The 24549-nt window shown below is 65.9% G+C and carries 23 protein-coding genes; 14 read left to right on the forward strand and 9 right to left on the reverse strand.

From position 1 onward, the window contains the following. Positions 1 to 23 precede the first annotated feature (23 nt). The gene (leuC, locus tag V9E98_15765) at positions 24 to 1433 is read right to left on the reverse strand and encodes a 3-isopropylmalate dehydratase large subunit (protein ID MEI2718420.1); all 1410 of its coding nucleotides are present in this window, start codon (positions 1431 to 1433) and stop codon (positions 24 to 26) included. 129 nt (positions 1434 to 1562) lie between these two features. On the opposite strand from leuC, the gene V9E98_15770 reads away from it, so the two are divergent. Next, the gene (locus V9E98_15770) at positions 1563 to 2270 is read left to right on the forward strand and encodes an IclR family transcriptional regulator (GenBank protein MEI2718421.1); all 708 of its coding nucleotides are present in this window, start codon (positions 1563 to 1565) and stop codon (positions 2268 to 2270) included. 22 nt (positions 2271 to 2292) lie between these two features. Here the strand turns inward: V9E98_15770 and V9E98_15775 are convergent, their stop codons facing one another. After that, positions 2293 to 2466 (reverse strand): antitoxin, encoded by a 174-nt coding sequence (locus tag V9E98_15775; protein ID MEI2718422.1) that lies wholly within the window; start codon positions 2464 to 2466, stop codon positions 2293 to 2295. Between the two features lie 208 nt (positions 2467 to 2674). Here V9E98_15775 and V9E98_15780 point away from each other — a divergent pair, with 208 nt between their 5' ends. Then, positions 2675 to 3661 carry a DUF368 domain-containing protein gene (locus tag V9E98_15780; GenBank protein MEI2718423.1) on the forward strand — a complete coding sequence of 329 codons (987 nt, stop codon included), beginning with the start codon at positions 2675 to 2677 and terminating at the stop codon, positions 3659 to 3661. Positions 3662 to 3725: 64 nt separating this feature from the next. Here the strand turns inward: V9E98_15780 and gcvT are convergent, their stop codons facing one another. Continuing rightward, a complete protein-coding gene (gcvT, locus tag V9E98_15785; protein ID MEI2718424.1) occupies positions 3726 to 4811 on the reverse strand; it encodes a glycine cleavage system aminomethyltransferase GcvT in 1086 nt (361 codons plus the stop codon). A gap of 66 nt (positions 4812 to 4877) precedes the next feature. Between gcvT and V9E98_15790 the strand changes: the two genes are divergently transcribed. The 10 genes from V9E98_15790 (at position 4878) to V9E98_15835 (ending at position 15454) form a co-directional block, all read left to right on the forward strand. After that, positions 4878 to 6335, forward strand: a complete 1458-nt coding sequence (locus V9E98_15790; GenBank protein MEI2718425.1) for a leucyl aminopeptidase — start codon at positions 4878 to 4880, stop codon at positions 6333 to 6335. Between the two features lie 11 nt (positions 6336 to 6346). Beyond that, positions 6347 to 7720 (forward strand): dihydrolipoyl dehydrogenase, encoded by a 1374-nt coding sequence (gene lpdA, locus V9E98_15795; GenBank protein ID MEI2718426.1) that lies wholly within the window; start codon positions 6347 to 6349, stop codon positions 7718 to 7720. A gap of 197 nt (positions 7721 to 7917) precedes the next feature. Continuing rightward, on the forward strand, positions 7918 to 8904 hold the full coding sequence (locus V9E98_15800; GenBank protein ID MEI2718427.1) for a biotin/lipoyl-containing protein: 987 nt from the start codon (positions 7918 to 7920) through the stop codon (positions 8902 to 8904). Positions 8905 to 8908: 4 nt separating this feature from the next. After that, positions 8909 to 9895: a 2-oxoglutarate dehydrogenase, E2 component, dihydrolipoamide succinyltransferase gene (sucB, locus tag V9E98_15805; GenBank protein ID MEI2718428.1), complete on the forward strand. Its 987-nt coding sequence runs from the start codon at positions 8909 to 8911 to the stop codon at positions 9893 to 9895. A 42-nt stretch (positions 9896 to 9937) separates the two neighbouring features. Next, positions 9938 to 10831: a TIGR01777 family oxidoreductase gene (locus V9E98_15810; GenBank protein ID MEI2718429.1), complete on the forward strand. Its 894-nt coding sequence runs from the start codon at positions 9938 to 9940 to the stop codon at positions 10829 to 10831. A 4-nt stretch (positions 10832 to 10835) separates the two neighbouring features. Next, positions 10836 to 11453, forward strand: a complete 618-nt coding sequence (gene lipB, locus V9E98_15815) for a lipoyl(octanoyl) transferase LipB (protein ID MEI2718430.1) — start codon at positions 10836 to 10838, stop codon at positions 11451 to 11453. Further along, positions 11450 to 12319, forward strand: coding sequence for a hypothetical protein (locus V9E98_15820; GenBank protein MEI2718431.1), 870 nt, complete (start codon positions 11450 to 11452; stop codon positions 12317 to 12319). Before lipB ends, V9E98_15820 begins: the two co-directional genes overlap by 4 nt. Positions 12320 to 12554: 235 nt before the next feature. After that, on the forward strand, positions 12555 to 13475 hold the full coding sequence (gene lipA, locus V9E98_15825; protein ID MEI2718432.1) for a lipoyl synthase: 921 nt from the start codon (positions 12555 to 12557) through the stop codon (positions 13473 to 13475). Positions 13476 to 13515: 40 nt separating this feature from the next. Next, positions 13516 to 14625, forward strand: coding sequence for a GGDEF domain-containing protein (locus V9E98_15830; protein MEI2718433.1), 1110 nt, complete (start codon positions 13516 to 13518; stop codon positions 14623 to 14625). Between the two features lie 136 nt (positions 14626 to 14761). Then, positions 14762 to 15454 carry a DUF4191 domain-containing protein gene (locus tag V9E98_15835; GenBank protein ID MEI2718434.1) on the forward strand — a complete coding sequence of 231 codons (693 nt, stop codon included), beginning with the start codon at positions 14762 to 14764 and terminating at the stop codon, positions 15452 to 15454. Between the two features lie 26 nt (positions 15455 to 15480). Here V9E98_15835 and V9E98_15840 read toward each other — a convergent pair whose 3' ends face one another. From V9E98_15840 to V9E98_15860, 5 genes are all read right to left on the reverse strand, one after another. Next, entirely contained in the window at positions 15481 to 17052 is a 1572-nt protein-coding gene (locus tag V9E98_15840; GenBank protein ID MEI2718435.1) for a hypothetical protein, read from the reverse strand. A 113-nt stretch (positions 17053 to 17165) separates the two neighbouring features. Further along, positions 17166 to 18314 carry a M23 family metallopeptidase gene (locus V9E98_15845; protein MEI2718436.1) on the reverse strand — a complete coding sequence of 383 codons (1149 nt, stop codon included), beginning with the start codon at positions 18312 to 18314 and terminating at the stop codon, positions 17166 to 17168. A 97-nt stretch (positions 18315 to 18411) separates the two neighbouring features. Further along, entirely contained in the window at positions 18412 to 19119 is a 708-nt protein-coding gene (locus V9E98_15850) for a hypothetical protein (protein ID MEI2718437.1), read from the reverse strand. A 71-nt stretch (positions 19120 to 19190) separates the two neighbouring features. Then, a complete protein-coding gene (locus tag V9E98_15855) occupies positions 19191 to 19925 on the reverse strand; it encodes a collagen-like protein (GenBank protein ID MEI2718438.1) in 735 nt (244 codons plus the stop codon). Between the two features lie 49 nt (positions 19926 to 19974). Continuing rightward, positions 19975 to 20484 carry a hypothetical protein gene (locus V9E98_15860; GenBank protein MEI2718439.1) on the reverse strand — a complete coding sequence of 170 codons (510 nt, stop codon included), beginning with the start codon at positions 20482 to 20484 and terminating at the stop codon, positions 19975 to 19977. A 202-nt stretch (positions 20485 to 20686) separates the two neighbouring features. Here V9E98_15860 and V9E98_15865 point away from each other — a divergent pair, with 202 nt between their 5' ends. Beyond that, positions 20687 to 22462 (forward strand): carbohydrate-binding protein, encoded by a 1776-nt coding sequence (locus V9E98_15865; protein MEI2718440.1) that lies wholly within the window; start codon positions 20687 to 20689, stop codon positions 22460 to 22462. On the opposite strand, the gene V9E98_15870 is transcribed toward V9E98_15865, so the two are convergent. Beyond that, positions 22440 to 22733: a hypothetical protein gene (locus V9E98_15870; protein MEI2718441.1), complete on the reverse strand. Its 294-nt coding sequence runs from the start codon at positions 22731 to 22733 to the stop codon at positions 22440 to 22442. The two genes, V9E98_15865 and V9E98_15870, sit on opposite strands and share 23 nt — an antisense overlap. Here V9E98_15870 and V9E98_15875 point away from each other — a divergent pair. Then, positions 22724 to 24529, forward strand: a complete 1806-nt coding sequence (locus V9E98_15875) for a carbohydrate-binding protein (protein ID MEI2718442.1) — start codon at positions 22724 to 22726, stop codon at positions 24527 to 24529. The two genes, V9E98_15870 and V9E98_15875, sit on opposite strands and share 10 nt — an antisense overlap. The last annotated feature ends 20 nt before the right edge of the window (positions 24530 to 24549 follow it).

A 24549-nucleotide genomic window follows, 5' to 3' on the forward strand; every position in this document is an offset into this window, starting at 1 on the left:
CCTCTCAGCGGGTGGGACGCCGCTCAGCGGGTGGGAGCCAGGTCGGATGGCGCTGCGAGTGTCCCCACCACTGCAGTGGCGGCGGCCACCTGCGGCGACACCAGGTGGGTTCGACCCCCGGGACCCTGGCGACCCTCGAAGTTGCGGTTCGACGTCGATGCCGCGCGTTCCCCGGGGGTCAACTTGTCGGGATTCATCGCCAGACACATCGAGCAGCCGGCTTCTCGCCACTCAGCCCCAGCGGCAGTGAAGACCTCTCCCAAACCCTCGGCCTCGGCCTGCAACCGCACCCTTACTGAGCCGGGGACGACGAGCATACGAACTCCATCGGCCACGGTTCGGCCGCGCAGAATTTCCGCTGCAGCCCGAAGGTCCTCGATGCGGCCGTTGGTGCACGACCCCACGAAGACGGTGTCGACGGCGACCTCCCGCAGCGGAGTTCCTGGCGTCAGCGCCATGTAGTCCAGCGCCCGCTGGGCTGCAGCTCGCGCCACTGGGTCGGCGAAGTCCTGCGGATCGGGGACGGACGCGGACAGGGGCAATCCTTGCCCTGGATTGGTCCCCCAGGTCACGAAGGGGCTCAGCGTCGCAGCATCCAGGACGACCTCCTTGTCGAAGACCGCATCTGGCTCACTGCGCAGGCTGCGCCAGTACGCCACCGCTTCGTCCCACTGCGACCCGTGGGGGGCACGTTCTCGACCTTCGAGGTAGTCGAACGTGACCGAATCAGGGGCGATCATCCCCGCCCGCGCACCGGCCTCGATCGACATGTTGCAGATGGTCATGCGGGCCTCCATCGACAAGGACTCGATGGTGGAGCCGCGGTATTCGATCACATGGCCCTGTCCGCCACCGGTACCGATCTCGGCGATCACCGCCAAGATGATGTCCTTCGCCGTGACCCCGGACGGGAGTTCTCCGTCAACGGTCACCGCCATGGTGCGGAACGGCTTCAGCGGCAGCGTCTGCGTGGCCAGGACGTGCTCCACCTCGCTCGTTCCGATCCCGAAAGCCAGGGCTCCGAAGGCACCGTGAGTCGACGTATGCGAATCACCGCAGACCACGGTCATTCCGGGCTGAGTCAAGCCCAACTGGGGGCCGACGACATGGACGATGCCCTGTTCCACGTCGCCCAGCGGGTACAACGGCACATCGAACTCCGCGCAGTTCGTTCGCAGAGCCTCGACTTGCGCTCGACTCACCGGATCGGCGATCGGCTTGTCGATGTCAGTAGTGGGGACGTTGTGATCCTCTGTCGCCAGAGTCAGGTCGGGGCGCCGCACGGAGCGGCCCGACTGCCGCAGTCCATCGAAGGCCTGCGGACTGGTTACTTCGTGAATCAGATGCAGGTCGATATACAGCAGGTCCGGCTCCCCCTCGGATCGGCGCACCACATGCGCATCCCAGACCTTCTCGGCCATGGTTCCAGCCATCCGACTCTCCTCTGTCGCGCTCTGTGCGTGTCACGGTCTCTCAGGTCCTGAGGACCTGACGACCTTCCGGGTGTCGATGCAATGAGACACGCTGATCTGTCTTACATGGTGAGATGATAGTCTCACTGTGTGAAAGAGAGTAGCAGTGTCGGTGTCATCGACAAAGCCGTCACGATTCTCGACGCCCTCGAGGTCGGGCCACTCACCTTGGCTGATCTCACCACGGCAACGGGTATTCCCCGCCCTACCGCACACCGGCTGGCTGTCGCCTTGGAAGTGCATGGGCTGGTGTCCCGAGACGCCGATGGCCGCTTCAGCCTCGGCCCTCGACTCGCAGACCTGGCCGGCGCAGGGATGGCGGATCGCATGTCCGTTGTGGCGCGCCCGATACTTGTCGACCTGCGTGACGCCACCCGAGAGAGCACGCAGTTGTACCGCCGGCGAGGTGACTCACGGATCTGCGTCGCAGGGGCCGACCTGGAGCAGGGACTGCGCGACACCGTGCCCGTTGGGGCCGTGCTCACGATGACGGCGGGCTCCGCTGCGCAGATCCTGACCGCCTGGGATATCGATCCGCATGTGCCCGCCGACGCGGCCTTCTCGGCGCGGACCCTCGCCGCAGTACGTCGGCGCGGTTATGCGCACAGCATGGCCGAGCGGGAACTCGGTGTTGCGTCATTGTCCGCGCCTGTTCGCGGTGCTTCCGGACGCGTCCTCGCGGCATTGTCGTTGTCGGGACCGATTGAACGACTCGGCAAGGATGCCGCCGAGCGGCACCGGAAACCACTGCTCGACGCAGCGGCCCGCCTGTCCGCCCTCTTGGCTCCCAACCCCTGACGAAGGCGGCCCCGCGATCACGCTAGGGCTTGTTCACGGCCTTCTTCGCGTACTGCGCCGCCCTGTCGATAGAACTGCTCTTGTTTGGCTGATGACTCTTGGCAGCGTTGGCGGCCCGGTCGATGCCGGAGTTGATCGTTCCGGAATGTTGACTGGCCAACTCCCGCGCCTGCTTGGCCCACTTCGACAAACCCATCGGGTCCCCTTTCTCCACACTCCTACCACCCAAGCTGAGGGCCCCGAGCCGAAGCCCGAGTCCGCCCGAGCGATTGCCCAGACAGTAATATCAGTATCCAGATTCCGGTATTGCAAACCCTATATTTGAGAGCACCTGACAGTTGTCCCTGCGAACCTGACCCCCTGTCCGAACCTGACCGCTATCTGTCCGACCCCAAGGAGCGTCGATGTCGCAGAGCACCGGAAACGATGGTTCAGTGCCGGTGACCGAGTCGCCCTTGCCCAGATCTCGGCTTCGCGAGGCGCCCTGGCACTTCCTGCGCGGTATGGCCATGGGCAGCGCCGACGTCGTCCCGGGGGTTTCCGGCGGCACAGTCGCGCTGGTGCTGGCCATCTACCAGCGACTTGTCTCCAGTATCCGCAACGGGTCCTCGGCGCTTGGCCTCCTGTTCCGGATGGATCTGCAGGGCACGGCGGCCCGGCTCCGTCAGGTCGACTGGGTGCTGATCATTCCCCTGATCCTGGGCGTCCTGACCGCGATCGTCCTGCTGGCGGGCGCCCTCGAGGACCAACTGCAGACACACCCGATCCAGATGTCTGGGCTGTTTCTGGGTCTCGTGGCAGGGTCCACCGTGGTCGCGACGAGTCTGCTGACCCGCCGCGATCTCACCGAGTGGGCGCTGATCTTGGGCGCCGGGGCCGCATTCTTCGTGGCATTGGGGTTCACCTCGAACTCCTCCGACGATGGCAGCGCCGGCGAAGTCCCCTTGTGGATCTTCTTCATCTCAGGGGCGATCGCCATCTGCGCGATGATCCTGCCGGGGATCAGCGGATCGTTCCTCTTGGTCGTCATGGGGATCTACTCGGCGGTGCTTGCCGCGGTGAGCGACCGCGACTTCGTCGTTCTCTCTGTGTTCATGCTGGGGTGCGTGGTGGGTCTGGCCTTGTTCAGCCAACTACTGCACTGGGCGTTGACCCACCACTACAACACCGTCATGGCGATCCTGATCGGCCTCATGCTGGGATCGATCCGGGTGCTCTGGCCGTGGCCGAACGGGGCCGAGAGTGTGGCCCTCGGAGTACCCGATGGGGAGGTTCCGATCACCATCGGACTCGGTCTCGTGGGATTTCTGCTGGTACTGGGGGTCGATGCCGTGGCCCATCGGCTGGAGCATCGAGGGGCCAAGGACGAGGCGACCGATCTCCAGGTCTGAATGGGCGCGCATGCCACGCCGAGAGCCTGCGTCGCAGGGGCGCGTGATCACCTTGGCGAGTACGTCACTTGGGAGAGGACTGCACGAAAGGTGGCTTGACGACCGTCGCACCGACGGCGCGGCCCCTGATGTCCACCGAGACCTCGTCTCCCGGCTGCACCTCGCGATCCAGCAGCGCGAGGGCGATGCCCTGACCCAAGGACGGCGAAAAGGTCCCCGAGGTCGTGACCCCGATGGTTCCGGCGTCGTCCATCACCGTCATTCCCGGGCGCGGGACACCACGACCGGTCATGAGCAGCCCACGCAGACGTCGGCCGCCCGGATCCGCTCGCTCCGCCACGAGAGCCTCACGACCCGGGAACTCGGGTTTGTCCCATCCCACGGCCCAGCCGAGCATGGCGGCAACCGGACTGATGTCCGCCGAGATCTCATGTCCGTGCAGCGCGTAGCCCATTTCGGTTCGAAGCGTGTCCCGGGCGCCCAGACCACAGGGTGTCACTTCGGGGACTTCCGCAAGGTGCTCCCACAGGGAGGGAGCGCCCTCGCTGGCGAGAATCACCTCAAAGCCGAGTTCGCCGGTATAGCCCGTGCGTGAGACGAGTACGGGATGTCCTTCATGCTCGCCGGCCCGCGCAGTCATGTACTCCAAGTCCGTGGGCAGTCCCAGGCTCGTCAGGACAGCTGCTGACCGAGGGCCCTGCACCGCCACGATGGCGGTCGACTCACTGTGGTCTGCAACGCTGTCCCCCAGGGCTCCTCGAAGAACTTGAAGGACTGCCGCGGTGTTCGCGGCGTTGGGCACGACGAGCGAACGATCGACGGATTCCCGGGTGATGAGCATGTCGTCGATGACACCGCCGCTCTCATCACACAGAAGGGTGTACTGAACGTCCCCATCCTGCAGGCGGGCAAGGTCATTGGTCAGCACGGTATTGGCCGCTTCCGCAGCGGCCTCCCCGTTGATCGAGAGGTTCCCCATGTGCGAGACATCGAAGATGCCGCACCCCGACCTGACGGCGCGGTGCTCGGTGACAGTCCCGGACGGATACTCCAGCGGCATTGACCAGCCCGCGAAATCCCCCATCTTGGCGCCGGAGGCGACATGCCAGGCGTGCATAGGCGTTGTTCGCAGTTCCGAGTCGCTGGGCATGACCCGACGCTACGCCACGAGCGATAGGGTTCACGAGTCCACCTTGTCGAACGCCCGGAGACTTTCGTGCCCGTTGCCAGGCTCGCTGCAACCACAGCCATCACTGTGCGCGCCGAGACAGTTGTCCTGCTGATCGGGCCCGATGGCCGCGTCCTGGCCCCAGCGTCAGCCTTGCCGCCGGCACCTCGCCGGGCTCTATCAGATGCGGCCCGCGCTCTCGGCGGTGACGACAACCACCGACTCCCCGGCGCTCTGATCCAGCGGCAGGGAACCGTCATCCTGACGCGAACGGCTGACCCTCACGATCTGGAGTCTGTGCGGCGTGCATTCGGTGGTGCCGTGCGTGAACTGACCGATTGCCGATCCCTGGCCATAGTCCCGCCCAGTGACGCGCCAAAGATCGTGGCCGCGAGCGCGGAGGGTGCTCTGCTGGGCGCCTACCGATTCACCCGCTACCGCGCCGCGACGACGATCTCACGCGTAAGTGTGGTCACCGGCTCGCCGGCCACGCGGGACCAGCGCCGGGCTGTCACTGCTTCTGGTGTCGTTGCGGACGCCGTGGCCCTGACCCGCGACCTCGTCAATACGGCCCCCAATGACCTCGGTCCCGCCGACCTCGCGCGCGCCGCGGGCGACGCCTTCGCAGACACCTCCGTGACGGTGAAGGTGTGGGACGACAAAGCTCTCAAGAAGGGGCGGTTCGGAGGCCTCACGGCGGTCGGTCAGGGCTCGGCCCGCGGTCCACGCCTGGTTCGGCTCACCTATCGGCCCGAGCGGGCGCGCACTCACATTGCACTGGTGGGTAAAGGGATCACGTTCGACTCCGGGGGCCTGTCCATCAAGCCGGCGAAATCCATGGAGTGGATGAAAGCCGACATGGGGGGCGCCGCGGCAGTTGTCGGCACCCTCAAGGCTGTCGCAGAACTCGGGTTGGACATCGCCCTGACGGGGTGGCTGGCGCTGGCGGAGAACATGCCGAGCGGTACAGCCCAGCGACCAGGTGACGTGATCACGATCCGCGGCGGAACGACTGTCGAGGTACTCAACACAGACGCCGAGGGTCGGTTGGTCTTGGCCGATGCGCTCGTCGAGGCTTCGACGGAGAAGCCGGACCGCATCATCGACATCGCGACCCTCACCGGAGCTCAGTTGATCGCACTCGGATCGCGGATGGCGGGCGCCATGGGTAACGATGAATCGATGCGAACGGATGTCGTGACGGCCGCCGAAGCCGCCGGCGAAATGATGTGGCCGATGCCACTTCCGGCCGAGCAGCGCGCATCGCTCAACTCCTCCGTGGCCGATATCGCGAACATCGGCGACCGCAACGGCGGCATGCTCACGGCCGGGATCTTCCTGTCCGAGTTCGTTCCGACTGACATCCCCTGGGTGCATCTGGACATCGCGGGTCCCGCCTTCAACGAGGGCAGCGAACACGACTACACGCCCAAGGGAGGTACCGGTTTCGGGGTCCGTACCCTCGTCCGCTACCTGCAAGATGCGACCCCGCAACACCGGCGATGACTGGAGGAACAGTGGCCAAGCAGTTCGACATCGTGATTCTCGGGGGCGGCAGCGGCGGTTACGCCTGCGCCCTGCGCGCGTCCCAACTCGGCCTGTCCGTCGCCCTCATCGAGAAGGACAAACTCGGAGGGACCTGCCTGCATCGCGGCTGCATCCCGACCAAAGCGCTGCTCCATGCCGCCGAGGTGGCGGACACCGCACGAGACGCCGGCGACTTCGGGGTCCGTGCCGATCTGGTCGGTGTGGATCTCCCAGCCGTGAACAAGTACAAGGATTCCGTGGTCAATCGGCTCTACAAGGGCCTCAAGGGCTTGGTCAAGAGCCGGGACATCACGTACGTCACCGGCGAAGGCAGGCTGACCGCTCCCAATGCGGTGACGGTCGCAGGTGAGTCTTACGTCGGCCGCTCAGTGGTGCTGGCGACCGGATCCGTCCCGCGATCCTTGCCCGGGCTCGATATCGGTGGCCGCATCATGACCAGCGACCAGGCCCTCGAACTCGACTGGATCCCCCGCTCGGTGATCGTCCTGGGGGGAGGCGTCATCGGAGTGGAGTTCGCCAGCGTCTGGCGCTCGTTCGGCAGTGAGGTGACCATCGTCGAGGCGCTCCCCCGACTGGTACCCGCCGAAGACGCCGCATGCTCCAAGGCCCTCGAGCGTGCGTTTCGCAAGCGCAAGATCAAATCCCTGACCGGGGTGCGGTTCGCGGCTGCCAGTCAGGACGACACCTCGGTGACGATCACGCTCGAGGACGGCACCACCCTCTCGGCCGACCTGCTGCTGGTCGCTGTCGGACGGGGCCCCAATACGGCCTCCTTGGGGTATGAGGACCAAGGCATCGCCATGGATCGGGGCTGGGTGACGGTGGACGACCACCTCCAGACGTCGGTCCCCGGGGTCTACGCGGTCGGGGACATCGTGCCCGGACTTCAACTCGCGCACCGCGGCTTCGCCCAGGGGATTTTCCTGGCCGAACATCTCGCAGGTCTCGCGCCCCAGCCGATCGATGAGATGGGGATCCCCCGGGTCACGTACTGCGAGCCCGAGGTCGCATCCGTGGGGCTGACCCAGGCGCAGGCTGAGGAGCAGTACGGAGCGGACGGGGTCGTCACCTACGAGTACAACCTGGGCGGTAACGGCAAGAGCCAGATCCTGGCCACCACGGGATTCATCAAGCTCGTGCAGCGCTCCGACGGTCCGGTGATCGGCATCCACATGGTGGGAAGCCGCATGGGGGAACAGATCGGCGAGGCCCAGTTGATCTACAACTGGGAGGCGCTGCCCAGCGATGTCGCGTCGCTGATTCACGCCCATCCGACCCAGAACGAAGCGATGGGCGAGGCGCACTTGGCCCTGGCCGGCAAACCCCTTCATGCTCACTCGTGATTGCCGGACGCCCAATGTGTGAATCAGGAACTCGATTCCCGAGTAGCCGGGGCTGCCCGTGAGCGGTAGGGACCAGACCCGGTCCCGTACGGGCAGATGCCCCTGGTTCCGGACCAGATGCACGCGGTTCCGGGTCAGATGCTGACATCAGGGGGGCAAGGCGCCAAGATGGTTTCGAACGACGAAAGAGGGGCACCGTGGCGACAACGGTCGTAATGCCGCAGTTGGGCGAGAGCGTGACTGAAGGGACTGTCACGCGCTGGCTGAAGCGGGTCGGTGATCAGGTCCAGGCAGACGAGCCCCTGCTCGAGGTTTCCACGGACAAAGTCGATACGGAGATCCCAGCCCCGGCGTCGGGATTCCTGGTCGCGATCACCGCGAACGAGGACGACATCGTCGAAGTCGGTGGCGTTCTGGCCACTATTGGCGAGTCGGTCGAGCCAGTCGAGTCCGGAGGGTCGGCACCGTCCGGCGGCCAGTCCGGCACCCCTCAGCCTCCACCGGCTGCTGCCACCCCACCGGCCCCACCAGTTGCTGCTCCTCCTCCGACCGGCCCCCCGGCCATGCCCCCGCCTTCCGCGCCTCCGGCTCCCCCCGCTCCCCAGGCCCCCCCAGCCCCCCCGGCCCCCCCAGCCCCCCCGGCAGATCTGTCGCCCACAATGGCAGCGCCCGCGCAGGCCACATCGGCCCCCGCCGCGTCGGGCACGGAGGTCAGGCTTCCCGAGTTGGGTGAGTCGGTCACCGAGGGGACCGTCACTCGCTGGCTCAAAGCCGTCGGTGACGAAGTGGGCGTGGACGAACCCCTGCTGGAGATATCCACCGACAAGGTCGATACTGAGATCCCCTCCCCGGTGGCCGGCACTGTGCTGCAGATCGTCGTGGACACGGATGGGGTCGTCGAGGTCGGTGGGGTTCTGGCAGTTGTCGGCACCCCCGGTGCCGCTGCCACACAACCACCCTCCCCTGCCCCGGCCGAATCGCCCGACCTGCCGGAGCCTCCGCGGTCGTGGCCACCCGCAGCGCCCGTGCCCCAGGCCGCCAGCCCTGCGCCACCCCCCGCTGCTCCCCCGGTCGCCGCCCCTCCGGTCACACCCGCCGTGCCCGAGCCTCCCGCCGTGCCCGAGCCTCCCGCCGTGCCCGAGCCTCCCGCCGTGCCCGAGCCACACGGCCACCACGAGCACTGACGTGATGGCGGCGCCAACCACCTCTCCACAGGCACCGCCATCAGCGCCACCCTCACCCGCGGCGGAGTCGCCGACCGCCGAGCCGCCTGGTGCTTATGTGACCCCACTTGTCCGCAAGCTCGCCGCTGACCATGGAGTCGACCTGGCCACGGTTTCCGGCACCGGAGTCGGTGGGCGGATCCGGCGCCAGGATGTGATGACGGCGGTTCAGTCCACCGAAGCGCAACACCGCCCTGCAACCGTGGTCGCCCACCAGCCGATCAGTTCGCTGCGGGGAACCACGGAGAAGATGACCCGGCTGCGTCGGGTCATCGCGGAACGTATGGTCGAGTCGCTTCAAGTGTCCGCGCAGTTGACCACTGTGATCGAGGCCGACGTCACTCGGATCGCGCAGTTGCGCGAATCGGTGAAGGGACAGTTCGAGTCCCGTGAGGGCGTGAAACTGTCGTTCCTGCCCTTCTTCGCCAAGGCTGTCGTGGAGGCCCTCAAGACCCACCCCACCGTGAACGCCAGCATCGACATGGCCGCCGGGACCGTCACGTACCACGGCTCTGAGCATCTCGGCGTCGCAGTCGATACCGAACGCGGCCTGCTGGTCCCTGTCATCCGGGATGCCGGGGAGCTCAACATCGCCGGTTTGGCTCGGCGGATCGCTGATCTCGCCGAGCGGACCCGGACGAGTGCCGTCACACCGGACGAACTGTCTGGCGGGACATTCACGTTGACCAATACGGGCAGCAGGGGGGCCTTGTTCGATACGCCGATCATCAATCAGCCACAGGTTGCCATCCTCGGAACCGGGACCGTCGTCAAACGTCCCGTCGTGGTAGCCGGTGCTGACGGGTCGGACGTCATCGCGGTGCGATCCATGGTCTACCTGGCCTTGACGTACGACCATCGCATCGTTGACGGGGCGGATGCCGCCCGGTTCCTGTCCAGCGTCAAACATCGCCTCGAGGAAGGCTCCTTCGAGGGCGAACTCGGACTATGACAGTGGGCGGCGCCTCATGACGTCCGATCGGAGGATCACCTCATGACCGTGGGAATCACGGGTGCGAGCGGAACCATCGGCACTGGACTGGCGGAATCCTTGCGCGCCGACGGCATTGCGGTGCGCCGTTTCGTACGGCGACCTGCACGCACCCCCGACGAGATCAGCTGGGACCCCGAGGGCCGGTCGATCGACACCGCCGCCCTGGAATCGGCGGGACTGACCGCAGTCGTCCACCTGGCTGGGGCGGGAGTGGGTGATCGCCGCTGGACCGCCTCCTACAAAGACGAGATCCTGAGTTCCCGCGTCGCGGGAACGGAGACACTCGCGAAGGCACTGGCCGGCTTGCCGCGGCGGGTGGCCCTGATCAGCGGTTCGGCAATCGGCTACTACGGCGACACGGGGACCGCGATCGTCGATGAGTCCGCCCTGCCGGGCAGTACCTTCCTCGCCGATGTCGTGGTCCGCTGGGAGTCGGCCACCGCGGCGGCGATCGACGCGGGCTTGCGGGTGGCATTCGCCCGAACCGGTTTGGTGGTGTCCCGCTCCGGCGGGGCATTCGGCAAGATGGTCCCCATCTTCAAGGCTGGGATCGGCGGTCGGCTGGGGTCCGGGCGTCAGTGGTGGTCCTTCATCTCCCTGACTGACGAGATCCGTGCCCTCCGTTTCCTGATCGACAACGAACTTGACGGACCGTTCAATCTGGTGGCACCTCATCCTGTGACCAATAGCGAAGCAGTGCATGATCTGGGCGCGGCTTTGCACCGGCCGGCGGCGTTGCCTGTCCCGTCCTTCGCACTTCGCACGGCCCTTGGCGAGTTCGCCAGCGAAATCACCATGAGCCAGGGTGTGGAACCTCGCCGGCTGACGGCTGCCGGCTTCACATGGAATCACCCGACCCTGCCACAGGCTCTCGCAGCTGAATTGGCCGCCTGACCTCGTGGTGGGGAGTCTGGTCATCCAGCGGGTCGATCTCGGCTCTCGACCCATCCCCTACGAAGAGGCCTGGCAGTTACAGCGGCGAATCCATGCCGAGGTATGTGAGGGACATCGGCCCGACACCTTACTGCTGTTGGAACACGAAGCTGTCTACACAGCGGGGTCGCGCACCCAGCCTCAGGATCGGCCCTGGGACGGTTCGCCCGTCCTCGACGTCGACCGCGGGGGTCGGATCACCTGGCACGGACCGGGACAACTCGTCGGTTACCCGATCGTGCGTCTTCCTCACCGCATGGATGTCGTGGCCTACGTTCGATTCCTCGAGGACCTCATCATGACGGTGTGCAGACACTTCGGGGTCGTGGGCTTCCGGGTCGAGGGCCGTTCCGGAGTCTGGGTCGACGGCCCGGCCAAGGTGGCTGCCATCGGGGTGCGAGTTGCGCGTGGAGTCACGATGCATGGCTTCGCCATCAACTGTGACTGTGACCTCTCCTGGGCGGAGCGCATCGTGCCGTGCGGAATCGACGATGCCACCGTGACGTCGCTGAGCGAAGTCACCGGCCGGCGGATCACCGTGGAAGAAGTCGCCGACACCGTTTCGGAGTATGTGCCCCGATGATCGTGCTCAGGGCCTTGGGGGTCGTGCTGGCCGGACTCCTGGCCACCGCCGCGTGCCTCGGCTTCGCCGTCGACCGCTCGTTGGCCGACTCGGCCGACTTCGTAGTTCGGATGGATCAAGCCCTCGACGACCCTCAGGTCATCGCCGAACTCCAGTCCGTGGTGCGAACCGAAACGCTGGCGGCGGCTGACCGATTGGCTGCAAGTGCGGGGCCGCTGGGTGGATTGGCCCGGTCCGGGGCACAGGCAGCCGCCGACCAACTCGCCGCCGCTGTCACGTCACCGGAGTTCCGTACTGCTTGGTCGTCATGGTCTGCACTGCTCTACGAAGGCTTGGCCGCCGAGCCGACAGGAGCAGGCGACGCTCAGGTGCAGGTCTCGGGATCTGTCATTGTTGTGGCGGTCGAACCGCTGCTGTCGCCGTTGCTCGGGGATTCTCTGGCGGGCAACCTCAGCGGGGTCCTCGACTTCCTCGGCCGTGACACCACCGTGTCCATCACGACCGGGGTTCCGCTGGAACAGATCCTGCAGGCGACCGGGCAACTGGCCGAGATGCGCTGGGGGCTGCTCATCGCCGCCTTGGCCGCAGGATTCCTCTCGGCGCTGGCCGCGCGGCCCCGCTGGGGCTGGTCAGCGGGAGTCCTCCTGTGGTGCGCCGCTTGTCTGGCCGGCGCCGGTTTCGTCATGGGACTCGCCGGGGCTGCTTCCGCTACGGGCTCGGACTACCCGGCGCTCAGCCGCAGCGTGACGTCCGCCTTGACCGCCCCCTGGTCGGCGATGCTTCTGACAGTTGCGGCGGCGGTGGGAATCCTGGGAGTGGTCACCGCCGCTGTTGCGCTCGTGACCCGGGAACGCCCTCGCTCCTGAGCCTCCCCGAACCGCCTGCCCGCCGGGACTTCTCTCCTACTCCCGCGGGTACCCGGGTCTCCTACTCCCGCGGGTACCCGGGTCTCCTACTCCCGCGGGTACCCGGGTCTCCTACTCCCGCGGGTACCCGGGTCTCCTGCTCCCGCAGGTACCCGAGTCTCGGTGGCGGGCTCCGCCGCGGATCGAACCGGCCGAGGGCGGACTCGGGTGTAGCTATTGAAGTTAGGGTAAGGACATGGGCGAGGACCGGCGGCTGCTGCGCATCGAACAACGCAACAGCGACACCCCTATCGAACGCAAACCCCCCTGGATCCGGACGACTCTGCGCACCGGTCCCGAGTACCTGCAGATCCGTTCCCTCGTCGAGCGCGAGAACCTCCATACCGTCTGCCAGGAAGCGGGATGCCCCAACATCTACGAGTGCTGGGAGGATCGCGAGGCAACGTTCCTCATCGGCGGAGAGCAGTGCACCCGTCGGTGTGACTTCTGCCAGATCGACACGGGACGGCCGACGCCCCTGGATCTCGATGAACCGCAACGAGTCGCGGACAGCGTCGCCGCCATGGGGCTCGCTTATGCCACCGTCACCGGCGTGGCTCGCGACGACCTGCCTGACCAAGGGGCCTGGCTCTACGCGGAGACTGTCTCAGCCATTCATCGCACTGTTCCGGACTGCGGCGTTGAAGTGCTGATCCCGGATTTCTCAGCCGAACTCGATCTGCTGGATCAGGTCTTTGCCGCGCGACCCGAGGTGCTGGCCCACAATCTCGAGACGGTACCGCGCATCTTCAAGCGAATCCGCCCGGCCTTCCGTTACCAGCGCTCGCTGGAAGTCCTCCAGCAGGCCAAGGACTTCGGGCTCATCACGAAGTCCAACCTGATCTTGGGACTCGGGGAGGAACCTGACGAAGTCGAGCAGGCACTGGCCGATCTGCGATCTGTGTCCTGCGATCTCATCACGATCACCCAATACCTCCGCCCGAGTCCGCGGCACCATCCAGTGGCCCGCTGGGTGCATCCGGACGAGTTCCTGCACCTGGAGCAGGTTGCGCGCGACCTTGGTTTCTCCGGTGTCATGAGCGGCCCACTGGTCCGCTCCTCCTACCGTGCCGGGCGACTGTTCCGATCAGCGTCTGGCGTGTCGGCGGGTTCATGACCGGTCAGGTGCGTCTCCCTCGGCTCTCCTGGATCTGGGCGTGAGTGCGAACACGCCAAGAAGTCGCTACCTGCGGCTCGTCACGGTGTCAACGGGGAACCCCGACACGGATCGACGTGCCACGACACTGCTCAACAGCCTGCTGGTCATGGTGCCCGCGACGCTCATCGCCGCCGCCCTGTTCTGGAAGGAGGCCAACGGCGAACTAAGCGCACTGATACTCGTGCTGGTTGCGGCCCTGTGCGTGGGACTCTTCACCGTCTGTCGGGCGGGACACGTCAATATCGCTGTGCTCGGATTCTCCGCGACCCTGTGGATTCTCGTGGTCGGACAGCCCATCTTGAGTGGGGACTTGAGTACCAATGCGGCCCTCGTGGCGCCCGCGGGGGCCTTGATCCTGTTCCTACTGCCGTACAACTGGCGCTGGTGGTCCCTCGTCTGGGCAGGTAGCGCCTTGGCCGCGCTGTGGCTGGGCACGACCGACGAAGAGACCGTCTTGGCGTCGCGATGGATACAGCTGATCAGCGAAGCCCTGATCTCGCTGACGATGATCGTGCTGATCTCCTTCGCTGCCCAACAACTCCTGGTGGCGTCTCGCCGCGGCCAGGAGGTGTCCGCGGCACTCGAGTCGCAGAGTGAGCTTCTCAGTCAGTTGGAGCAAGCCGCGAACACGGACCCGCTCACTGGTCTGCTGAACCGCCGCGCCCTGGATCCGTTGCTCGATGCCCAGCTGGTGGGACCGATGTCGCCCCATCCCGCCGTGGCGTTGGTCGACTTGGACAACTTCAAGCAGATCAATGACCAGGCCTCCCACGCCGCCGGGGACATGGTCCTCGCCCGACTCGCTCAGATCCTCAGACACAACTCGCGGTCCAGCGATCTGCTGTTCCGACTCGGTGGCGATGAGTTCATGATCGTCTCCGGCCACGGTGGGGCCGAAGGGCTGGACAGTTGGCTCCAGAGACAGCGCACGATTCTCGCAGCCCAACATTGGTCCGATCTGCCGGCTGCGCTGCGACCGACGATCAGCGCGGGAGTCACGAACGTCACCGATGACGCTCACATCACCCTACGAGCGGCCATGAACGATGCCGACCGCTTGCTCCGCGCGGCGAAGTCGTCGGGGCGCGACCGTATCGTGACGGGCTAGAGTCCGTTCGAACCTTCGTCGCGCAGACCGTCCGCCAATTTCCCCTGACCTGCTACCTGCCGGCGCTGAGCCTTCCGGCGCAAGTCACGGCGCGGCCGGGGCGGATACCACTAGGGGTGTCACCTACCCTAGTGAGATGGCCGAAACTCCCGCACCCAAGAAGAAGCGCTTCGCCTGGGTCGGCCAGGTGCGCGACAACTACCGCATGACTGCCGAGGTCTACCCATCACTCGGGTGGATCATGGCCGGGATCTTCGTGGGCATCCTGGCTATTGCCCTGGTCATCGGCTTCCTCATCGGCAACCCCGTGACCGTCGGCCTCGTCGGTGTATCCCTAGGGCTGCTTGCTTCGATGTGGTTCTTCAGCCGCAAGGCGATGTCCGCCGCGTACAGCCAGGTCGAGGGACAACCTGGCGGGGCCGCCGCCGTCGCCCAAGCCATGCGCGGCAACTGGAGCACCACCCCCGCCGTGTCCGTCACGAAGAACCAGGACATGGTCCATCGGGTGGTCGGTCGACCAGGAGTGATTCTCGTGTCGGAGGGGCCATCCACCCGGGTGCGGCACATGCTCTCGAGCGAGAAGAAACGCACGCAGCGCTTCATCCCCGACACGCCCATCCATGAAGTCCAGGTCGGCGACGAAGCCGATCAGATCCCGATCGCGAAGTTGCAGAAGTCCCTGTCCAAACTCCCGAATGCCTTGACCCCCGCCGAAGTCACAGAGGTCAGGCGGCGACTCGATGCCCTCACGCAGCAGCCAGCGCCTATTCCGAAGGGACCGATGCCGCGCAGCCCCAAAGCTGCCAAGTCGCAGATGCGCGGCCGCTGAGTCACAGGTACGGGGCCGCTGAGCGGTCACTTCCCCGCGACGGGGACACGTATCAGATCTGTGACTCCCTCACTGGCGATATAGACGTATCGGCTGTCCGGCGTGAACGTCACCGCCTCTCCCTGGCCCTGAGCCGGCAGCGTCAGTACACGTGGGTCAACACCCGGTACCCCGGTGAGCAACAGCGCATCGGCGTAGTAGCGGACGACAGTCAGGGTTCGGTCCGCAGCCACTGCTCCGTCAGTGGCCGTTGACCCCACCGTCTGGATCACGGAACCTGTGGTGGCGCTTCCGTCAGCGCGGAAGTTACCTCCGAGCCGGTACACCCCACCCACGGCTTCTTTGCTGATCAAGTAGATGTCACCGTTGGCCACCGGATCGACCAGGAGCGTCTCGCAGTTGCGTCGTCCCTCTGTCCAGGTCACCTGAATGGTCTCAACAGGCACCGACTGATCGAGCAGGGCGGCGGGCTCGGCCAGTCGATACAACTGCACCCGCTCTCGAGTCAGACCGTTGTCTCCCACATCGGCCACCCACAACTCCGGCGATCCGGCAGCGTCGCGCCCCATCCCGATTGCCTCGATATCGCGCGCCGTGACGCCGTGCAATGCGACGACCGCGCGCACCGCGCAAGTGGTGACATCGATCGCGAATATCCGAGCGCTGTCACCGGAGTCGTTGTGGGTCCAGACGATGCCCTCGTGAAGGATCGAACTCGCGAGGCCGCTGATCTCGGGCAGTCGCGGATCGGATATCTCGCACATGACCCGAGGTGTTGCGTCGATCGGCTCAGGTGCAGGTGTTGTCGCGGTCGGAGATGCCAGGGGGTCGGGTAGAGGTGCCGACGCAGCGGGGGATGTGACCGGTTCCGGCGAGGGGGTCTCTAGTGGCAGCACTGGCGTGGGCGTCGGACTCGGATCCACGGTCGGGACCGCCGATGGTGTCGGTTCTGGCGGCTGAGCGTCGGGCGCCCTGACCAAGCCGCTCAACACGAAGTCGAACCACACCCCGTGGCGCCGCTCACTGTCGTCGTGAACCTCCACTGCAACCACGTTGCGACCAATTCGAAGCAGGCCTGTGGGAATCTCGGTTCCGCGCCAACGTCGGGGATGGCGCACGCTTCGGTTGGCGAGGGTCTGACGGTCAGGATTCGCGGAGATGTTGAAGCGCCAGATCCGCGACCCATTGAGGTAGGCCACCACGCCATCGGCGATCTGGGCACTGAGGCGCAGCCGCGGCACTACTGCGGGGTTCTCGACCTGGAACGTCGTCCGGAAGAAGTGGGCCTGCTTCCCTGCGACAAGTTCGGTCGCCGGATCGCGATAGCCGCGACCGAAGGGGGCAGGAGCGAAGTCCCAGGTCCGTGGTGAGCGGTCGCGTGATGACCAGCGAGGCCCTGGACTTCGATCACCGCCGATGAAGTTCCATCGGGCACCCTGGCCGACCAGTGTTGCCTCGTGCTGGCCGCCTGTGACCGCGCGCTCGACCCCCCTGGGCTGGGAGTGCGTCGGCTCGTGAAGAACCACCGCTGCGGTGGGAGGGATCGCTGCGGGCCCTCCGGCCACTGCACAGGCGACGAGCAAAGTCAGCAGCCGCATCGTGTCTCCGATCTCGGCCTCTCGTTCCAGTCTAGGCCGGGTTCGCCCCACGATCGCTTCCATCGTTGCCACCGTGGGGCGAGCAGGACCGACAGAGCGCCGAACTGCTACTCCTAACGGAAGTGGTAGGCGCCGATCGCCAAGGGATACGTGTTGCGCTGCCGGGTGGCCTTACCGGTGATCGAGACGACGTCGTCCCGCTCCGTCACATCACCCATTCGGCGATACCGGTCGAAGACGTAGGGCAGCGCTGACCCGCCGAACAGGATCGGACTGTCGCTCAGCTGGAAGTGCAGGTGCGGACCGGTGGTGTTCCCGCTGTTACCCAGCCGGCCGAGTCGCTGTCCCGTTCTGACCCGGTCACCTTGCTCCACGCGAACAGAACCCTCCTTCATGTGCGCGTACACCGCGAACACGCCAGCTCGGATCCGCACCGACACATGATTGCCCAGGAACTGCACTGCGCTGGTGAGGTCTTCACCTTCGGCGCCGGGTGGGATGTCCGGCATGTTGTTGCGGACCCTGACCACGACCCCGTCCGTTGCCGACATGATCGGCGAACCAAAGGCGAAGTAGTCACTGTTGCGGGAGCCGTCACCGTCAGCCTGGCCACCGCCTCGAAGTTGCACGAAGTCGATCGCGAATCGCTCCATCTGCTGCCAAGTGCCACCAGTACTGAGTCGAGCCTTGGAATGCGGGCTGTCGGTGCAGCACGCGTTCAGATTGAGCCACCCTTGTCCGCGCAACGGCGGTGCGATGCTGAGCGGAACGTGTGTGCGGATCGGGGCCTCGGGTGACCTGACGCTCCACTTCACCCCGGTCTGGCGCAAGGTCTCGGGCAGTTCGGTACCGGGCGGCACTTTGTACTCGATTCGATGCCTGATAGCGGTGGAGCGGGGACCGGCCCGCATATCCAGAGGCGCCACAAGCGTCTGACTCGGCGCTATGACTCCCGGCGCGGGGCCCGGGTAGATCGTGGTGAGCGCATCCCGCAGATCGTCGCCTCGCAGCCAACTCAGTGTCCGACCGCGTTGGTCCTCGATCCACAACTCCTCAGGGATCAAAGGGACCGGAAACAGGTTGGTGAGTCCCACCGTGTAGACGATCCGATGGTGTCCGTCATCGCCCGTGATCCGCCAGGGGCCTTGCGAGACGGAAACCGAGACTCCGACGAGCCGACCCGAGTCAGCAGTCACCGGTGACGCGATCGGAACCAGGGTGAGGACACCGGCTGTCAGGAGTACGGGCAGACGCATGCACATGCTTCAAGTCTGCCTGGCGAGTCCAGCGATCACGGGGCACTTGGTCCTTGTGATCATTGTCGCTGAGGCGGTCAGCGCTGTTCGGAGGACGGCGGCGTCAGGTCCCCGTGTAGGTGATGGAGACTGTGGGCGAGGTCGCCAGCACTTTGCCTGTCGGGTTCAATACCTGGACGCGGTACCGACCGACCCCTGGCGCGTATCCCTCCACGGTTCCCGCCGCTCTTCCGGACTTGTTCAACCGTCGCACATCGACGCCCTGCCAACTGGTGCGACCCTTCACCTGGATCGCGGCGCGCATTCCGGCCGCCATCTCGGCCGGCGTGACGGTGACGCTGTAAGGGACATTGACCCGGATCGGGGATGAACTCTTCGACAGTGTCAGGCGCGGAGACAGGGACAGCTTCGTCCAGGTGAACGTGGCCACCGTACTGCGGGCGAGGGTCCGCCCGTCTCCGGCGTTGACCAGAACGGCACGATATCGCTTCGTCCCGGAGGTTTTGGACGTGACCGTACTTGCGGCCACACCATCATTGCCGACACGAGGTCGATCGATGGTGCGCCAGCGAGTACCGCTGTCGATCTGGAGCAGAACCGTCCGACCTGCGGTCTTTGCGGAGGGCGTCGTTGTGACGCGGTAACTCACTGCTGTGGTCACGGCAGCGGACTTGCCACTGATCGCCAGCGATGCGGTGTACATGACTCCCGTCGGCCGGGCTGATTGCCCGTTCCCAGAGGCGATGGAGAGCGGTCCGGCGACCACGATCACCAGCACCGCGGAGAGGACCGATAGTGCGCGAGTCTTCATAGGTCCAGTGTCGACCTGGCAGCTTCTCACCCTGAAGGGGTTCGCACGCAGTCGGGACCAACGTCCCGGGACTACTCGACGGAACCGACTCTCGTCGCGGTCAGAACAGCGGCTACCTGATTGTTGCTGGCGGTGGCGGCCATGTCGGAATCACACACCAGCGCGACGGCCTGTCCGGCAGTCACGGTCATGGCGTATGACACCGAAACGGGCGCGTACTCGAATGCGGCCCCGTTACCGGTGAACTTCCCCAGCCACAGGTTGGCGACATCGGACACCGGCACCCCATCGCGGGCAAGGTCGCAGTAGACGAATCCGTTCTGGTTCGACGAGACCAGGGCGGATGCGGTCACCAGGTAGCTTCCCGCCGGTAACGTCCGGCCCACGACTGCGGTGTCGGTCGTCAGGATGTTCACGGCGGTGAATGGTGCAACAACTTGGTAGGTGGGTCCGTTCGGCCCCTCCGGACCGGTCTGCCCCTGAGGGCCCGTCTGCCCCTGAGGACCGGTGGCGCCTTGAGGACCAGTAGCGCCAGTCGGGCCCGCCGCACCGGGACGGCCGTCGACTCCCTGTGGCCCGCGGGGCCCCTGAACGTTCCAGGACACCTTGCGTTCATTCTTCTTGCAGGGCGTCTCTTTGGATTTGACGATTCGGACTTGGCCGGTCTTCTTCTTGATGCAGGCGACCACCCTGGACTCCGCATCGGCAGCCCAAGCCGGGTGGCCACCCACGAACCCCCCGGCGGTCAGAACCAGAGCCACCAGGGCTACAGCCAGAACATGTTTCCTAACGGGAACGACCGACACAGCAGCCTCCTACGTCGAAGGGACTACCTCAGAGTAGGAGCTTGGCTGATCACACCCACTGGTACACGGTGACTCCGCCCGTGCTGGCGTTCGGCTTCACGGAGATCCGGGCGCTGTCGTTGCCCTTGACGAAGATCGTGATGCCGCGGGAAGTCCCGTAGTCCTCCCAACCGTTGGCAATCATGTCCTTCTTCTGGGCCTTGGTGACCGCGTCGACCTCTCCGGGGGCCATGTACTCGACCGCCTTCACCGGGTGGTCGGAGGTCGTCTCGATCGGTTCCCCGGTTCCGGTCGCTTGGACCACGCCTTCGCTCGGGGCCGGGATGTCGGTTGGCCAGTCGGCCGGCGGCTCGGTGGCATTCGACAACACGAGATCCCAATCCCCGACCTTCACCGTGAATGTATCCGCGGAGGCCGTGGGAGCGCCGGAAGCTGAGGCGGAACTTTCGGGCGAAGTGCTCGGCGATGACGTCGTGGTGCCGGTCCCGCCGGAGCATCCCGCGATGACCATGACCGCCGCTGCGCCTACCCCGATGATTCCGATGACCCTGCTGCCCATGATCCCTCCAGACCCAAGTGCCTACACTCCAGTGCACCACATCCCCGCCTGGGCTCGGATCCGGGGGAATGCTGCGCTGGGCCCGGGCTCGCATCCCGTCTGCAGCACCACTGCGCTGTTCGGGCGGATTTGCGTGTCTCGGCGATGGATTTGCGTGTTACATACGGATGACCGAAGCGCTCTCTGTGCCGATGGTGGCAATATGACTCGGATTCGCCGTCTGCTCACGACAGTCACTGCTGTCGCCGTCACGACTCCGGGGCTGATCGTCACCACCGCGACCCCCAGCAATGCTTCAGAGGGCCTGAAGGTCGTGGTGGTGAACAACAATCCGGAGTACCGCGCGGACCAGGTGTGGGTCAAGGCGACCGGAAACGGTGCGGCGGCGCCGGAGTTGCCGTTGTCGCAGCGGTCATCGTTCACGCTGGACAGTGTCAGTTCCGGCCGCGTGTGGGTCACGTTGGGCAAACCGTTGAACTCGTCGACGTTCCCGAGCCCTGACACCTCGGATGTGCGTTTCGACACCGTCGAGTTGACCTATCCCGGGGTGGCGAACCTGACTGCGGTGGACATGCTCGGGATCCCGATGGATATCGAGACGTTCGACGCGGCGGGGAATCTGGTGGCGTCCAAGAAGTTCGCGTGTTACACCGACGTGATCCAAGACACCGTCAAGGACCGGTTGACCGCAGCGGGTGGGGACTACCGCAAGGTGGTCCGCACCGACGCCAACGGCAACTTTCTGCGCCTGGTGTCTCCGAACATCGTCTCCGGCGCCCATCCCAGCGGTTACCCGCGATTCGAGTCCTACATCAGCTCACTGAAGGGCGAACAGCTGACCGTGCGCGGTACGGCGATGGGCAAGAACTACCGATACACCGGCACGTTCGCCGACGACCCCCACGATCCCAACGGTCCGGGATCGATCCGGCTGACCGATCAAGGTCCCGACCAGTTGGCCCCGATGTACGTCAAGGGCAGTTCGCTGGCCGGTAACGACAGTAACGACACCAACGGCATCTACGGCAACAACAGTCCCTACTACGTGGACGGCAAACTGCACTCCGGTAACGACGTCTACGGTGCGGTCTACCGCGACCTGGTCGCCGGGTTCGCCTACGGATTTTGGGGCAGTCCCGCCTACGGCAACGACAGCGGCCGCTTCGACGTGTCCACCGCGCCGGGCCCGTTCGAAGGCGCCCAACCCGACGCCGCGAACTACAACGTGTGGGCCGCGGCGCTGTGGCCGATCACTGACGCCTACGGCTTCCCGTACGGTGACACGTTCAACCACCAGCCCGACCGCAACCCGATCGTCGAGCTGCCGACCGATGGCACGCTGAAGATCACCATCGATCCCGACACCAGCCCGGCCGGATGCGCCGGCGGTACCACCCCGACGCCGACACCGACACCCACGCCCACGGTCACGACTGCGCCCCCGGCCACCCCCACGCCGACACCGACACCCACGCCCACGGTCACGACTGCGCCCCCGGCCACCTCCACGCCGACACCGCACCGACACCGACGCCCACGGTCACGACGGCGCCCCCGGCCACCCCGACGTCCACGCCGACGCCGACACCGACAGACGACACAGACTACCAGCCGATCGACGCCTTGCGTGCGTTCCGCCTACGAGCGGATCGAGGCCGAGGCGCCCACCGCCACCAACGGCGGCGTGATCGACGGCGGCCATGTCGGCAACCTCGGTAACGGCGACTGGCTCGAATACGGCACCGTCGACTTCGGCAGCAGCGGCCCCTACCAGGTCAACTCCCTGGTCTCCGGCGGCTCGTCGGGCTCCGGCCTGGTCACCTACCGCGTCGACTCCCCCACCGGACCTGTCGTGGCGGACTTCGCCATCGCCAACACCGGCGGCTGGAACACCTACAAGCAGATCCCCGCCAACGCCGGCGGAGTCACCGGCGAACATAAGCTGTACGTCACCTTCACAGTCCGGCTACTCCGGTGACTACGTCAACCTCGACCGGTTCCAGTTCTCGGTCAAGGGCGCGCCGCGTCCGGACCTGATGTCGGCCTACACCGTCACCGAGGCCGAGCAGACCGCTGACCGCCACCGCAAGGTGACCGCCGACGACCGCGTCGTCCGACTGCGCAAGGGCACGTGGCTGGACTACGGCACCGTCGACTTCGGCAAGCGCGGACCGGCCGAGGTTGACCTCACTGGTGGCCAACGCCTCGTCGCGCCCCGCGACGGTGTCATTCCGACTCGATGCGCGCACCGGACGCAAGATCGCCGACTTCACCGTCGTCGGGCAAGGCCGGCGGGGACAGCTTCAAGCAGTACCGCACCAAGACCCGTCCCGTGACCGGCACCCACCGCCTGTTCGTGACGGCCACCTCGAAGACACAAGCGCGGTGCCGTCGACTTCGACCGGTTCCAGTTCTCGGTCAAGGGCGCACCACGTCCCAACCTGACCACCGTCGCCGCCCGTTCGGTCTCGGCCACGCCCTGCCCGACCCCAACTCCGACCCCCACCCCCACCACCCCGACACCGACGCCGACACCAGACACCGACACCGACACCCCACACCTACACAGACGCCGACTCCAACACCCACCCCGACACCGACGCCGACCCAGACGGCGACCCCGACCCCGACGCCGACAGCCACCGCGCCGACCGGTAGCCGCTCCGCCTACGAGCCCATCGAGGGCGAGTCCGCCGATGCCAACAATGGAGCCCGCATCGACGGTGGACGGGTATCCGACCTCGGCAACGGCGACTGGCTGTCCTATCGCGACGTCGACTTCGGCGCGATCGGTCCGCACCAGATCTACTCGCTGGTCGCCGGCGGTTCGTCGGGCTCAGGGCTGGTCAGCTACCGCATCGATTCGCCGACCGGACCCGTGATCGGGAACTTCGCCGTCGGAAACACTGGCGGATGGGACACGTTCAAGCAGATCCCTAGCAACGTGTCCTCCTCACCGACAGGTCGACATGACGTGTACATCACCTTCAGTTCCGGCTACCGCAGTGAATACGTCACTCTCGACCGGTTCCAGTTCCAGGTCAGGGGCGGACCGGTTCCCAATCTGAAGCAGCCGGGTACTCCTACGCCCGCTCCCACGACCTCCCCGACGGGTTCTGCAACGCCGACGGCAACGAGTAGTCCGACACCGACACCGCCACCGACACCGACACCGCCACCCACGCCCACACCGACGTCAGTGCCGTCGCAGCCAGGTGACGTGGTCATCGCTGCCGCTGGTGATATCGCTTCGGGCACCGACGGTGGGGACTCGCGGTACACCGCGGATCTGGTGATGAGCAACATCAACCGCTACCACAAGGTCCTGGCGTTGGGAGACCTGCAGTACCCCGACGGCCGTTACAGCGACTTCATCACCTCCTACGACAAGACCTGGGGCCGGTTCAAGAACAAGACCGCGCCGATCATGGGTAACCACGAGGCCGACGGCGCCGGGTACTGGGACTACTTCAACGGCATCGGCGTCACTGAGGGCCCCGCCGGCACCCGGAACAAGGGCTGGTACTCCTACGACACCGGCGACTCCGCGACCAGCGGCTGGCACATCGTGGCGCTGAACTCCGAATGCATGGGCAAACCATGCGGCACCGAGCAGCTGGCCTGGCTGCAAGCCGATCTGGCCGCCAGCCAGAAGCAGTGCACCGCCGCGTACTGGCACAAACCTCGCTTCTCGTCCGGCAGCCACGGAAACGACTCAGCCATGCAGCCGTTGTGGAACCTGATGAACCAGTACAACGCCGAAATCGTGCTCAGCGGCCACGACCACAACTACGAACGGTTCGCCCCCATGAACACATCCGGGGTCCGCGATGACGCCCGCGGTGTGCGACAGTTCGTGGTCGGCACCGGAGGCATCGGATTTCGCAGCGTCGGCAATACGGCCAACTCACAGGCCCGCAACGCCAACACCCACGGAGTCCTGGAACTGACCCTCAAGGCCAACTCCTACGACTTCAACTTCGCCCGCGCCAACTACCCCGGAAACGGCACCTTCACCGACTCCGGCAGCGCCACCTGCCACTGAGGACCGAGAACTCACCTGTC

The sequence above is a fragment of the Candidatus Nanopelagicales bacterium genome (assembly GCA_037045355.1).
GTDB lineage: Bacteria > Actinomycetota > Actinomycetes > S36-B12.